This is a genomic window from Metabacillus schmidteae, from assembly GCF_903166545.1.
In the GTDB taxonomy this organism is placed as follows: Bacteria; Bacillota; Bacilli; order Bacillales; family Bacillaceae; genus Metabacillus; species Metabacillus schmidteae.
The window spans coordinates 3,308,197-3,322,319 of sequence record NZ_CAESCH010000001.1; the positions used below are offsets into that span (position 1 = coordinate 3,308,197).

The 14,123-nt window shown below is 36.4% G+C and carries 9 protein-coding genes; 1 reads left to right on the forward strand and 8 read right to left on the reverse strand.

Going from position 1 to position 14,123, the window contains the following annotated elements; translation table 11 throughout:
- Positions 1 to 136 precede the first annotated feature (136 nt).
- The 4 genes from HWV59_RS16000 to HWV59_RS16015 all read right to left on the reverse strand — a co-directional run bounded on the left by HWV59_RS16000 (position 137) and on the right by HWV59_RS16015 (position 5,256).
- Positions 137 to 826, reverse strand: a complete 690-nt coding sequence (locus tag HWV59_RS16000; RefSeq protein ID WP_175640090.1) for a reverse transcriptase domain-containing protein — start codon at positions 824 to 826, stop codon at positions 137 to 139.
- A 153-nt stretch (positions 827 to 979) separates the two neighbouring features.
- Positions 980 to 2,518 (reverse strand): IS1182 family transposase, encoded by a 1,539-nt coding sequence (locus HWV59_RS16005; protein ID WP_175639464.1) that lies wholly within the window; start codon positions 2,516 to 2,518, stop codon positions 980 to 982.
- Positions 2,519 to 2,540: 22 nt separating this feature from the next.
- Complete coding sequence (locus tag HWV59_RS16010) at positions 2,541 to 3,233, reverse strand: reverse transcriptase domain-containing protein (protein ID WP_175639465.1); 693 nt, start codon at positions 3,231 to 3,233, stop codon at positions 2,541 to 2,543.
- A gap of 679 nt (positions 3,234 to 3,912) precedes the next feature.
- Complete coding sequence (locus tag HWV59_RS16015; protein ID WP_102228885.1) at positions 3,913 to 5,256, reverse strand: GntP family permease; 1,344 nt, start codon at positions 5,254 to 5,256, stop codon at positions 3,913 to 3,915.
- 452 nt (positions 5,257 to 5,708) lie between these two features.
- On the opposite strand from HWV59_RS16015, the gene HWV59_RS16020 reads away from it, so the two are divergent.
- A complete protein-coding gene (locus HWV59_RS16020) occupies positions 5,709 to 6,563 on the forward strand; it encodes a MurR/RpiR family transcriptional regulator (protein ID WP_102228886.1) in 855 nt (284 codons plus the stop codon).
- 231 nt (positions 6,564 to 6,794) lie between these two features.
- On the opposite strand, the gene pepF is transcribed toward HWV59_RS16020, so the two are convergent.
- The 4 genes from pepF to HWV59_RS16040 all read right to left on the reverse strand — a co-directional run bounded on the left by pepF (position 6,795) and on the right by HWV59_RS16040 (position 14,101).
- Positions 6,795 to 8,591: an oligoendopeptidase F gene (gene pepF / locus HWV59_RS16025; protein ID WP_175639466.1), complete on the reverse strand. Its 1,797-nt coding sequence runs from the start codon at positions 8,589 to 8,591 to the stop codon at positions 6,795 to 6,797.
- A 169-nt stretch (positions 8,592 to 8,760) separates the two neighbouring features.
- Positions 8,761 to 10,875 (reverse strand): penicillin-binding protein, encoded by a 2,115-nt coding sequence (locus tag HWV59_RS16030; protein WP_175639467.1) that lies wholly within the window; start codon positions 10,873 to 10,875, stop codon positions 8,761 to 8,763.
- A gap of 715 nt (positions 10,876 to 11,590) precedes the next feature.
- On the reverse strand, positions 11,591 to 12,931 hold the full coding sequence (locus HWV59_RS16035) for an acetyl-CoA carboxylase biotin carboxylase subunit (RefSeq protein ID WP_175639468.1): 1,341 nt from the start codon (positions 12,929 to 12,931) through the stop codon (positions 11,591 to 11,593).
- Positions 12,932 to 12,961: 30 nt separating this feature from the next.
- The gene (locus tag HWV59_RS16040; protein ID WP_175639469.1) at positions 12,962 to 14,101 is read right to left on the reverse strand and encodes an acyl-CoA dehydrogenase; all 1,140 of its coding nucleotides are present in this window, start codon (positions 14,099 to 14,101) and stop codon (positions 12,962 to 12,964) included.
- Between the last annotated feature and the right edge of the window lie 22 nt (positions 14,102 to 14,123).

Genomic DNA, 14,123 nt, shown 5'->3' on the forward strand with positions numbered 1-14,123 from the left:
GGGTCTCAGCCTTTCCTCACTTCCCGGTCGAGTAAGCGGGAACACACTCCCTATCGCTAAATAGAGAGAGCGTGTTCCTCACTCCTCACAGAACCGTGCGAGCGGTACTACCGCACACGGCTCTTCCTATCATCATTCACAGAATATAGATAATGTCTTTCTTCAGGTCGTATATGTTCACTTTTACTTTAGGTCTTGGCAAAGGGTACTTCTTAAGAAAGAGTTTAAATTTGTCCCAGCTAAAGGATTTTCTTTGACTTCTTCGGTTCATCCACTTGAACAATAATCGTTTTACACAATCAAGAAAGTTCTCCACCGTTCGTAGATTGTCCGTGACACAATAGTAATTGTAGTAGCCTGTGAGCGACCGTTTCAGTCTGGTCATTATGTCTTTTATATTCATAGTTCGATGAGCCTTGAGCCATTCCTTTTGATTCTTTAATTTGGCATTTACTTTCTTTTGACTACTCTTGCGTTTAACCCGGAACTTCCCATTCTTGCTTTTGCTGCAATAGTGAGTAAAACCCAAGAAGTCAAAGGTTGGAGGTTTACCTTTACCATTTAGTTTACAGTCCCTCTCGGCAAATCTCCCAAAGGTAATGATTTTCGTTTTGTCCTCCGCCACTTCGAGGTTAAACTTTTGTAGTCGTTTGATTAAAGCTAAGTAAAAGGCTTCTGCATCGCTTCTGAATTGGAAACAGCACACAAAGTCATCTGCATAGCGAACCATATAGGCTTGACCTTTACACTGTTTCCTAACCACCTTTTCGAACCATAAATCAAGTGTATAATGTAGATACACATTAGCTAGTACTGGTGAGATGATCCCCCCTTGGAGACCTCCGAAAAAGAGGGGGTAAAATCACTTAATCGCGCCCTCGATTTACATTTGTTGGATAATGAAAGTGTTTTTGGAGTAATTTTGTGAGGAAATCGGTTAGAAGAGGTAAAACTATTGCCCCTTTATCCTATTTTTGTTTTATGAAACCGTCAAAAGGGCAGACTTCTCCCGTTGGCGTTTTTGAGTAATTAATTTACTCATACGTTTTACATTACAAGCAATAGTTGATAAAAGAGAGTGAATAGATGTTCTTTCTAATCCTCTGAAACGGCTGCGACGTAAACTATGATTTCTCACTTTATCTGCATGTCGACGCTCAATTAACCATCTATTCTTACTAGCTTCTTTGTACTCATCTGTTTTGTAATGTTGACGTCCTCTTTCTAAATCAAAGTAATAATTACTAATATAAACGAATCGTACAGTTTTACTATTTGTACATTTTTCTCTTAGTGGACATCCTTTACATTGGGTTTTAGTAAAACGAAAATCATAGCCTTCTTTTTCTCCATTTCTAATCTTTTCTTTATAACTTTTTGTACTTACACCGTTTGGACAAGTTACAGTCATTTTTTCTTCATCAAATGTAAAATCCTCTGGGGCAAAAAGTCCTTGAGTATGTTGTTTTGTCTTCATTACACTGATATGTCCAGTAACACTATTTTTATGTAAATACCGAAGGTTCTTCCCAGACCAATAACCCTTATCTGCAGAAAGTTCAGAAGGTAATGAACCATGATTTTCTTGAAATTGATTTACCAAATCCATAAGTTGATCTCCATCTTCAGCGTTTGCAGGAGTGACTTTAACTGCAGTAATAATTTCACTTTCTTCATCTATCATAATATGATCTTTGTATCCTTGAATTTTACGCATATCAGATTTATGACCTGTTCTTGCTTCTGGGTCAACAACACTTATCATTCTATCTTTTGCTTTATCATTTCGGTCAGATATAACTTTCTTTAAGGAATAAAGTGCCGAATATTCATCTTCATTTATCTCAAGGTAATCTTGTGCAACTTCGAATAATTCTTGTGCTAAATCCAATACATGGGGAAGTTTTTGATCACGAGTTTTACCTTTTAACTCTTCCCATAGAAGATCAAATTTTTGTTCAAAATGAATCGCTTTTGTCTGTTCAAATATATGTAGTTCTTTAATCACTCGATCAAAAGCTTGTCGAACTAGAGATAGCCATGTTGGAATAGCTACATCTGCAATAATATGAGTGGCATCAATGATTGCACGGCGATTAGGAGTAATTAGACCTTCTTCAATACATTGATCAATTAATTGATGAAAAATTCCCTCAAACTTCTCAAGCCCTACTCGTTTAACACGAAAATAGCTGATGGTTGTATCATCAGGAATATCTGTGTCTTCTACATTTAAACCAAGAAACCATTTATAAGCTAGATTTAAAGGTATATGTTCAACAACTTGTACATCTGAAAGGTCATATAAATACTCTAAAAGACAAATCTTAAACATGAACACTGGATCTTCTGCAGGTCGTCCACGATCTGGTGAATAACGCTCAGCTAACATGTCGTAAATAAAAGAAAAGTTTACTGTTTCATCAATTTGTCTCAAAAGGTGGTTTTGTGGAATAACCTTGTCATAATAATATTGATCAAATCCAGATATTTGTTTCGAAGTGTCTTTTTGAAGCATTTTATTCCCCTCCTAAACTTCCTTATAACACCATTTTATACCAGTTAGGGGTAGTGTTGTGATCTTTTTTCGGAGGTCTCCCTTGGGGGGTTCCTATGTCTGTATCAAAGTGTTTACCTTCCTCCATGTATCCACCTTTTAGAAATCTGGTGATTATTCTAAGGAGACTTGGGTCATTAATACGTTTATTAAGGAATTTCATCATCCACTCGTGGTTTACATTATCAAAGAATCCTTTAATATCAGCATCAACAATATAATTTGTGTATCTCCCTTCAATGTACACATTAAGAATCTTTAGGGCGTCATGACAACTTCGGGTTGGACGGAATCCAAAGGAACAGTCTAGGAATTCATTCTCATAAATAGAGTTAAGAATTTTGGCTAAGGCACGTTGTACAATTTTATCCTCATGGTCAGGAATACCTAACGGTCTTTTCTTCTTTGAACCAGGTTTATTGATGTAAGTTCGTTTAACCGGAACAGGTCGATACGCTTTCTTCTTTAAACGCTCTACTAGCCTTTTAATATTCTCATCTAGTTCCTTGCCGTATTCCTCTTTGGTGACACCATTTACACCTGTTGCCTTCCGACTTGGAAGTTCGTGGTGACATTGAATAAGGAATTCCTCATTAAGTAAATGTGCTAATGAAGTGAAGACCATATCCTGATTTGTTTTTGCTAATTCTGCTATCCTTGTTAGTTTTGTTTCCATTACGTACCTACCTCTGTGTGTAGTTAATGTTTCCCCATTCAAGGGTGGTGACAGGTAGTGGCCTTTCCTCCATCAGAATTACCCGACTTCATTGGTACTATGCCATTATCCGACTTCCTTTAGGCATTTGACAGCCCTCACTTTGTTATCGCTTGTTCGTCATTACTCATTCATAGTATGGTGAGACCTAAAGGATCTCCCGAGTTGCCGTAACATATCAATGTATAACGTGCCATGGTCATCGACTCCGGGGAAGTTGTTAATTCTCTCGCCTTTAACAAGAATTACAATGTTGCCTTCTGCACTCCCGAGTACATCGGCCTTCCCGAATTCACACTCATTTCGAAGCTCAATCCCTTCAACCTTATTGGTTTACGGCCCATTATCTAACTGTCTACGCTTAAAAGCAGAGTGTTACCACCTGCTCTCCAAGACTCGCTACGAGTGAGAGGCTACTTCTTTCTCGGCGGGAATCCCACCCGCTATATGCTACGACCTATGCTCGGTCGCTCCAGGAGTCGAGTGTCTTCCGCTCCATTCCACTGTAGAGTAAAAAACAGTGTTATAAACAACAATCTTTACGAAAACAGCATTTTACAAAGACTAATTGCCTAATATTCATTCTCTAATAATCTTGGAAATCTTATAAATTAGTCAAAAGCTCACGTTATTCACATAATTATCCAATAAAGATTCCTAAGATTAATGCAACACCGACACCTACTAAACCGATGAGTGTTTCCATCACCGTCCAAGATTTCAATGTGTCTTTAACACTTAATCCAAAATAGCGTCCTACTAACCAGAAGCCTGAATCATTAACATGTGATAATACAGTTGCACCAGAAGCGATTGCAATAACGAGTAATCCTAAAACTGGACCTTCTAAAGCCAACATCTCAATAAGTGGTGCCATTAACCCTGCAGCTGTTACCATTGATACGGTCGCTGATCCTTGCGCAACACGAACTGCTGCTGCAATTAAAAACGCTAACAAAATTGGTGGTAATGGAGAACCTGCCATCATTTCACCAAGTACTTCACCAACACCAGAGTCAATTAAGACTTGCTTAAACACACCACCAGCACCAGTAACTAATATAATAATCCCTGCTGGTTCTAAAGCCTTTGTTGCAATATCCTGTACTTCTTGACGAGAGTATCCTCTTTTTGTACCTAAGAGAACAAATGTTAAAATTGTCGCAATTGTTAAAGCAACAAAAGGATGACCTAAAAATGTTAGAATTTGACGAACGATATTTCCTTCATCTAATAATACACCTGAAACCGTGTTCAGTAAAATCAATACTAATGGAATCATAATTAATGAAGCAATTAGTTTAAAGCTTGGTAATTCTTTATCATACTCTATTTCTTCAAGATTCATATAATCTGGTACAACAACATGTAATTTTTTTGAGATATACTTCGCAAAAAGCGGTCCTGCAATAATCATGGCCGGTATACCTGCAATTGTTCCGAATAAAATGACCCAACCAAGATCTGCTCCAATTAAATCAGCTACAGCAATTGGACCAGGTGTTGGTGGTATAAAACTGTGAGTTACCGCTAAACCTGCCAGTAAAGGAATTCCATAATATAATAGAGATTTTCCCGTTTTCTTTGCTAATCCGTATACAATTGGAACTAAAATAATAAAACCTACGTCAAAGAATACTGGAATTGCTACTAAAAACCCTGTAACACCTAATGCCCATTGAGATTTGTCTTCACCAAACTTTTTGACAAGAGTTTGGGCCAGACGTTCAGCACCACCAGATACTTCAAGCATTTGACCAAACATAGCTCCTAAACCAACTACAACTGCTACGAATCCCAGGGTTCCACCCATTCCATTTTGCATGGACGTAACAACGTCATTTAATGGCATTCCTGCTAAAACACCTACGATTAAACTGACTAATAATAATGAAACGAATGCATGTAATTTTGTTCGAATGACTAAAAATAACAATAGAAAAATTCCGGCTAATGCCACTAAAATCAACATTTGATCTGACATAATTATTTCACTACCTCTCTTTAATGTAACGTATCATTAGGGTAAGAAGTATGCGTAAATTTCTAAAACGCTTTCTTCTTATTCTTATCTTGTTTATGAAAAAAATTATATTTTCTCTACTTCGTGACCAGCAAACTCATAATAAGTAGTTTAATAGAGTAAACTGTTTTGACCTTCTTCGAAGAAATCTTTTTCATGGAATTTTGATTTATATCAAAGGCTACGACATCATTTCTTTATCTACTAAATTAAGAGATAACTGGTATCCCCATCTTTCCTTAGCCTATCATTCCAATTTGCATGTCTAACTCATCCTAACTGATACGGAATTTATTTTCTTGATACTTTTATTATAAGAAAAAAAATTCTTTTTGCAAGCGTATTCAGAAAAATATTTTTTCTTCACCTGAAATTTTGTATAATAGAAGAAAGCCCTATCAGGAGGAAGCATGATGAAAAAGTCTCAAGATCCATGTCTCGTCACGATTCGAAAGCTTTATCCAAAGTTTAGTGTGACAGAAAGAAAAATAGCCGATTATATTTTAAAATATCCTAATAAGATTATTCATTCTTCGATAAATCAATTAGCTGAGGACTTAGAGGTAGCTGATTCAACTGTTTTTCGTTTTTGCAAACGATTAGGTTATAAAGGGTATCAAGCGATGAAAATAGCGCTTGCTTCTGAAGTTGTCTCCCCTCTTCAAGATATTCATGAAAAAGTCACTGAGGGTGATAGTGTAGATACAATTGCAACAAAAGTCATTCGCTCAAATATGAAAACTCTTGAAGATACTCTCTCGATCTTAAATGAAGAACAAATTCAATTAGCTGTGGATAGTTTAATCAGTGCAAATACAATTGAATTTTTTGGAAGTGGCGGTTCCAGCATTATTGCGCTCGATGCGTATCATAAGTTAGTCCGTACAGGCTTAAAGGTCCATGCTGTTATTGATACACATTTCCAGCTTATGGCTGCCTCACAAATGACAGAAAAGGATTGTGCGGTGTTTATTTCACATTCAGGATCATCAAAAGATATTCTTCATATTTTAAATGTCGTCAAATCAACTGGAGCAAAGATGATTGCGATTACGAACTATGCAAAATCTCCTCTAAGTGCTGCAGTTGATATTCCTCTTTATACTGTATCAGAGGAAACGGAATATCGTTCTGAAGCATTGTCATCACGAATTGCTCAGTTAACATTAATTGACATTTTATATGTAAATATCTTGATGAAACGTGGCAAGGAAGGAAAAGAAGCGTTAAAGAAAATGCGTGAGGCAGTTTTAGTGAAAAGAATATAAATGAAAACAGAGACGATTATAGTCATCGTCTCTGTTCAGTTTATAGACAAAGTAAAATTCGCTAGCCCTTCAGACTGATTGCTAACGCTTGCTTTCGAGGCACGAAGCCTTGTGAGGAGCGGAGTTACCGGGGGTGGTAATGAGCACCGCAGCAAGGTGAGTAACGAAGAAAGCGAGCGTTTGTCAACAGTCTGAACAGAGACGATTATAGTCATCGTCTCTGTTTTTTCGTTAATTTAATAATTGTGACAGCTCATCTACCAATTCTGCAAACTTTTTAAGTGATTTTTCAATAGGCTCTGACGTTGTTAAATCTACACCTGTTTTCTTTAATAACTCTAAAGGATAATCAGAACTTCCACTTTTCAAGAACTCTAAATAGGAGGAAAGTGTTTCCTGATCACCTTCAAGAATTTTTGTTGCAAGAGAAATCGCTGATGCAAAGCCTGTTGCATACTTATACACATAAAATGGTCTATAAAAATGAGGAATCCTTGACCAGCCGTATTTTACTTCATCATCGAATACGACATCATCACCATAATACTCTCTAAAAAGTGATTCATACGTTTCATTAAAGACATCTACATTTAAAGGACGACCTTGTTCAGCTAATTCATGTGTTTTCATTTCAAATTCAGCAAACATCACTTGCGTAAAGAACGTTCCTTTAAATTGATCGATAAAATGATTAACTAAATGCTTACGGATATCTACATTCTTTTCAGTGTTTAATAAGTAGTTAATCAAAAGGACTTCATTCACTGTTGATGCTACTTCAGCAACAAAAATACTATACCTCGCTGAAATCTGCGGCTGATGCAACGAGCTTAATTTACTATGTACTCCATGTCCGCATTCATGTGCTAATGTAAACAAACTATCTAAATTATCTTGATGATTTAATAAAATAAAAGGATGAACGCCATAAACTCCTAAATTATATGCACCAGATCTCTTACCTGGTGTTTCTCTAACATCCAGATAACGTGACTGTTTAAATTCCTTTAGTGTTTTGATATAGTCCTCCCCTAATGGAGAAAGTGCTTTGCACATGGTCTCATATGCTTCATCATAGGAAATTACTTGCTTAACACCGCTTACAAGTGGAACACTCATATCATATTGCCTTAGTTCATCAAGCTTCAATGTTTGTTTTCGAACCTTTGAGTACTGATGCAAGGCTGAAAGATTTTCCTTTGTTGACTTTATCAGATTAACATAGACCTCTTTTGGCACATTATCACCAAATAACGCTTTCTCAAGTGCGGAAGGATAATGACGAAGTTTTGCCATCGTTACATTGTTTTTTATTGCAGCAGAAAGTGTAGAAGCAATCGAGTTCTTTAGCTGAATATATGGCTGATAATATGCTTTATATGCTTCCTTTCGCTTGTTTCGATCTTCATCCTCTATTAATTTTGCATACATTCCTCTTGTTAGCTCGACGGATTCTCCCTCATCATTCGTCACGTCTCCAAACTTTATATCTGCATTGTTAATCATTCCAAAAGTATTACTTGGAGCAGAAAGGGCTTCGCCTAGCTTAGAAACAATTTCTTCTTGCTCTTTACTTAAGACATGTTTCTTATATCGAAAAGCTTCCCATAAATCTTCCTCAAAATAATCAAGCTTTTCCTCTGATGCGATATACTCTTTTAACGTATTTTCTTTTAAACTTAAAAGAAAAGGCATAAAAAATGAAGTAGCAGAGCCAACCTTTATACTTAATTGTTTCGCTTGATCTAATAATGATTGTGAACTTGTCTGTCTTGTATCTTCATCCACTTTTAACATCGCATATGCATACAGTTTATTAAACGTAAAAGAGAGCTCTTCCTTTTGCTTTAAAAAGGAATATAGTGATGAACCATCATGGATTTCTCCATCAAAATTTTTTAATTCCTCCGCTTTTTCAGTGATGGATTGAAAGTCTTTTTCCCAATCGGTTATGTTTGAGTAGAGATCAGACAGATCCCACTTTTCTTGGTCTGGTACTTCTTCTCTTGATTTATATGTAATTGTCATGTCGCTTTCCCCTTCCTATCCAAGTTACTTCTATCTTTACACTATATTCGCTAAAAATTCCATTTAGCCTTCTTTGAATGGAAACTTCAATTTTGACCTTTCATTTCCTTAGATACATCCATTTCTAAACCAAGAAAAGGCATTAGCTGCCTTTTCTCAAAATAAAACACTATCTTTTGCTTTCTAATTTTATGGAAAGTTTTTTCCCTTTCGTTTCTTTACCCTTAGGAATACTTTGTGAGGTCACATACCCGTTCCCCTCATGCTCGATTTCTAAGCCGGTTAAGCTGCCTAGTTTCATAACATCAGATAAGCTCCATCCGATGATATCAGGCATTACTGTTTTTCCGTCTGTTTTAATTAATACTTTTGACCCTTTTAACAGCTCAGTACCTTCATTTGGATCTGTCTGAACTATTTTCTCTCCCTTGCCAAGTACGATTGGATCCAAGCCTTTTTCTTTTAGAATGCTGATAGTATTCTTAACAGACTGATCTTTGTTTGCAGTCATCGTGATTGATGTTACTTCATTACTGTTGCTTTTTGTATTATTCACATCTGATGTAGCATTTAACGTTTTCAAACCATAGTCCATAACCGGGTTAAATATTTCAGATACGGCATTTGCTCCAACTTGATCTGCTTTCAGATTAGGTTTTTCTACGGCTACATAAACGATAAGCCTTGGATCCTTTGCAGGAGCCATACCTAAAAATGAAAAGATATAATTGTTTCTTCCAACCTGATAATGCCCTTGTCCATCAGGTATTTGGGCAGTTCCTGTTTTACCGGCAACCTGAAAATCTTTTAATTGAAAATAACTTCCTGTACCGTCCGTTACTACAGAAGCAAGTAAATCTCTTGTTTTTTTTGCTGTTTCTACACTAATAGGTTTATTCGTTACTTTAGGTTCGTTTTCTTTAAGTGTTTTTCCATTTTCATCAGTCATTTTCTTTATGATGTATGGCTTCATCATCTTACCATCGTTGGCGATTGACGAAGCTGCGGTTACTAATTGAAGAGGAGTAAAAATAGACCCTTGTCCGAATGCTGTTGTTGCTTTTTCAACAGGATATTTGTACAAAATTTCACCTTTTTCTTCATTACTCAATTCTATACCTGTTTTTTTATCAAATCCAAATTCCTGTAAGTAATGATAAAATTGATCAAATCCTAATTTATCTTTAGCTAATATCGTAAATGCAACATTTGATGAACGCTGAACTCCCTCATCAAATGTAATCATTCCCCATCCGTTATCATTGTGATCGTGAATTAATTCACCTGTAACTTCAATGGAACCTGATTTATATTTTTCACTGCCATGATAAACACCTTCGTTGATGGCAGCTGCCAATGTGAAAATTTTCATAGTAGAACCCGGTTCGAATGGATATGACATTGCATAGTTTAAATAATTCACTTCATTCTCTTTATTTGGATAGATTGAAGGGCGATTACTTAGTGCAAGTATTTCACCTGTTTTAGAATCCATAACAACACCGATAATTTTTTCAGGATTGTATTTTTTAACAACACTATTCATAGAATCTTCTAAAATCGTCTGAATGTTCATATCCAAAGTTGTATAAATATTATTCCCGTTTTGAGGAGACTTAGATTCTGTTTCTTCTTGTGGTAGTTCGTAGCCAAATCCATTAAACCCATCAATTTTCCTTTTTATGTACCCGTCAGTTCCCAATAATTCTTTGGAATATTCCTTCTCAATTCCCGAAATTCCCTTACCATCAAAATCAGTAATTCCTACGATATGTGAAGAAAAATCACCTAAAGGGTACGTTCTTCGAATGTCTGGAGCAAATGTTATGCCTGGAAGTTCAAGATCACTAATTTCTTTCATTTGCGAAAAGGTTAAGTTTCTCCCTATCTTACCTAATTCGACTTGATATGCTTTACTATCACTTAATAATTGTTCAATTTCTTCAGGATCCGTATCTAATACTTTCGCTAATTGCTTTGCCGTATTTGGAATATCTTTGATGTGATTTGGAGCTTTATCACTAAGTACACCTATAATCGTGTATACTTGTGAATCTACTGCAATTTTTTCACCATCCCTTGTTAGTATTTCTCCGTTTTTACCTTCTAAAATACCCTCTTTGGTTATTCGTGCTTCTTTATTTTCAACAAGGTTTACACCATCTATTGATCCAGTGACCATGATATAAACAAAACGAAAGAAGATGACTAAAAATAAACTAAGAAAAATGATTGCTAGAAATGCAGAACCCCGATTCATATTGGCTAACTTTTTGAATTCCATTGTATACCTCTTTTGCTTTTTAAAATATCTTATAGGAATATTTTAACATACCTCTTTACTAATATCGAAAAAATAGGACTTTATATATAAACACATTTTAAATAAAGCTGTTTACACATATTTGATTTTTTTTTATCAGTTCAAGGTAAAAATTAGTCCGTTCCATTGCGCTGTAGAGTTAAGCAAATTCATAAACACCTCATAGAAAAAGGTGAATAAAAAATGTGGTTTACCAGCATTTTTCATTCACCTTTTGTTTATAAACATAATTATAGTTAACTAGATTTTAACCATTTTAATAAACCAACTTTGCCCTGGCCTTCGCATGTGGCACATGCGATAATCCCCTGACCGTCACAAGTAATACATGGCTGGTTACCTACAAGCCTAAACCCTTCTCCAGAACAGTCTTTGCAATTGAAATGTTTACTTCCATCACAGCTTTTACACTTCATATGATTGCCCTCCTGTTTCAATATTGGAGCTTTAGAAAGATTCGTATTTAGCAACTACAGGATATGCTTCAACTATTAGTTTGTAAGATTTGCTCTCAAATATATTATATTTTAGTCGTTGAGGGCTTATGATTGGTTAAGAATACAAAATCATAACCTTTTTATGACACATATTACAGTTTATCTACAAAATCATGTTACATCTTATTTTCCTTTATCCCATGCGTGATGGACATTTTTTAAAACTTATATAGCTATGCCTAAATTCTAATATACTTATCAATAAAATCTGTCGTTGTTTCTCCTTTATGAAAAGCAGGATGTGCAACCACTTTTTTTAGTAATGGGATATTGGTTTTGATACCTTCTACGGTATAGTTGGAAAGTGCGCTTTCAAGTTTTGTAAGGGCCTCTTTTCTACTCTCCCCTTTCACAATAAGCTTCGCAATCATTGGATCATAAAACGGTGAGACGTTTGACTTTCCATGTACCCCCAGTTCATGTCTGATCCCTTCTCCTTCAGGTAGACTAAGCTTTGTGATACTTCCTGGCGAAGGATAAAATGTAACTGGATCTTCTGCATAAATTCTCGTTTCAATGGCATGACCATTACACTTTATAGCACTTTGATCAAGCTGTAATGGTTCCCCAGCTGCGATCCGCAGCTGCTGTTCGACTATATCAATTCCAGTTATTTCTTCTGTGACAGGGTGCTCCACTTGTAATCTTGTGTTCATTTCCAAAAAATAGAACGTTGAGTTTTCGTCAACTAAATACTCGATTGTTCCGGCATTTGTATAGCCAATTGCTTTAGCTGCTTGAATGGAGGCCTCCCCCATTTTTCTTCTTAGATGATCATCAAGAAACGGTGATGGTGCTTCTTCTACGATTTTTTGATGTCTACGTTGAATCGAACATTCCCTTTCTCCTAAATAAACAGTATTCCCATACGTATCTGCCAAAATTTGAACCTCAATATGTCTTGGATTTTCAATATATTTTTCCAGATACATCTCTTCATTACTAAAAAAAGCTTTTGCCCGTTTTTGATTTCCTTCATACGCTTTCGTCAATTCCGTATCAGACTTCACAATCTGCATTCCAATACCCCCGCCACCCGCAGAGGCTTTTAACATGATTGGGTAACCTATTTTTTGGGCTATTTCCAAAGCTTCTTCTGTATTGGTGATGGAAGTTGTGACGCCAGGTACAATCGGAACTCCAGCTTGTTGCATTGTAAGTCGAGCTTCAATTTTACTCCCCATCGAGGCAATGGCTTTAGCAGAGGGACCTATAAACACAATTCCCTCTGCTTCACATCTTTTTGCAAACAAGGGATTTTCAGAGAGAAAGCCATAACCGGGATGAATTGCTTCGGCACCTGACTTTTTTGCCACTTCTATGATATTATCAATCTTTAAATAGCTTTCTGTTACCCGGGGGCCACCGACAAGATAGGCTTCATCAGCTAGATTTACATGTGGGGCTTTTTCGTCTACCTCTGAAAAAATCGCAACTGTCTTTATGTCTAACCTCTTACATGTCCTAATGACTCGTACGGCAATTTCACCTCGATTGGCTATAAGGATTTTCTTGAACATATTCCCAGCTCACTTTCTCTGTCCTTTTTACTAACACCCAATTTGTCGAGCAATGACCATTCGTTGAACTTCTGAAGTCCCTTCACCGATTTCTAATAATTTTGCATCCCGAAAAAACCTTTCCACTTGGTATTCCTTCATATATCCATATCCTCCATGAATTTGGATAGCCTGATCACATACCTTCATACACATTTCAGAAGAGAATAATTTCGCGATTGCCGCTTCCTTTTTAAAAACCTTACCTTGATCTTTCAGCCAGGCAGCTTTGTATACCATATTTCTTGCCAGCTCAATATTCATGGCCATATCAGCAAGCTTAAATTGGATCGCTTGAAAGCTAGATAGACTTTTGCCAAACTGTTTCCGCTCTTTAGCATATTGTAGTGACTTTTCATAGGCACCTTGAGCAATCCCAACTGCCATTGCAGCTATTCCAATTCTTCCCCCATCAAGAGTAGCTAAAAATTGCTTATAGCCTTTTCCTTCCTCTCCAAGAAGATTTTCCTTTGGAATTGTCACATCCTCTAAAATAAGTTCAGCTGTATTTGATGAATTCAAGCCCATCTTTTCGTAATTAGCGTTTACTGTAAATCCATCTGCATCTGTCGGAACTAAGAAGGCGCTTATACCGTTGGTACCTTTCGTTCGATCTGTCACAGCTGTGATCGCTAAATTCTTTGCGAAGCTGGCATTTGTTATAAAACATTTACTTCCAGATAATAACCATTTTTCGTTCTTTAATAAGGCAGTTGTTTGAGTCCCGCCTGCATCAGAGCCGGCATTTGGTTCAGTTAATCCAAAAGCTCCTAAATATTCTCCTTTACATAAAGGAGCAAGATAGGTTTCTTTTTGTTTTTCAGTTCCGAATAAATAAATCGGTGCTGCTCCTAATGAAATATGAGCCGAATAGGTGATACCAGTTGAGCCGCAAACCCTGCTCAATTCTTCTACAACGATCGCAAAGCATGTTGTATCTGCATCAGCACCACCATATTTCTCTGGAAAAGGCAGTCCCATCATTCCTAATTCTGCTAATTGATCAAATACGTCTTTTGGAAATGCCCCTGTTTTATCTCTTTCATCTGCACCTGGTGCAACTTCTTCATCAGCAAAATCACGTATTAATTTCCGTATCATGTCTTGTTCTTTTGATAATGTAAAATCCATCCTCTCACAAACCCCTTTCATT

What these genes read in the sequence shown, in the direction of transcription:
- HWV59_RS16005 (WP_175639464.1), bottom strand. Translation starts at nt 2,518, where the DNA reads ATGCTTCAAAAAGACACTTCGAAACAAATATCTGGATTTGATCAATAT.
- HWV59_RS16010 (WP_175639465.1), bottom strand. Translation starts at nt 3,233, where the DNA reads ATGGAAACAAAACTAACAAGGATAGCAGAATTAGCAAAAACAAATCAG.
- HWV59_RS16015 (WP_102228885.1), bottom strand. Translation starts at nt 5,256, where the DNA reads ATGTCAGATCAAATGTTGATTTTAGTGGCATTAGCCGGAATTTTTCTA.
- HWV59_RS16020 (WP_102228886.1), top strand. Translation starts at nt 5,709, where the DNA reads ATGAAAAAGTCTCAAGATCCATGTCTCGTCACGATTCGAAAGCTTTAT.
- pepF (WP_175639466.1), bottom strand. Translation starts at nt 8,591, where the DNA reads ATGACAATTACATATAAATCAAGAGAAGAAGTACCAGACCAAGAAAAG.
- HWV59_RS16030 (WP_175639467.1), bottom strand. Translation starts at nt 10,875, where the DNA reads ATGGAATTCAAAAAGTTAGCCAATATGAATCGGGGTTCTGCATTTCTA.
- HWV59_RS16035 (WP_175639468.1), bottom strand. Translation starts at nt 12,931, where the DNA reads ATGTTCAAGAAAATCCTTATAGCCAATCGAGGTGAAATTGCCGTACGA.
- HWV59_RS16040 (WP_175639469.1), bottom strand. Translation starts at nt 14,101, where the DNA reads ATGGATTTTACATTATCAAAAGAACAAGACATGATACGGAAATTAATA.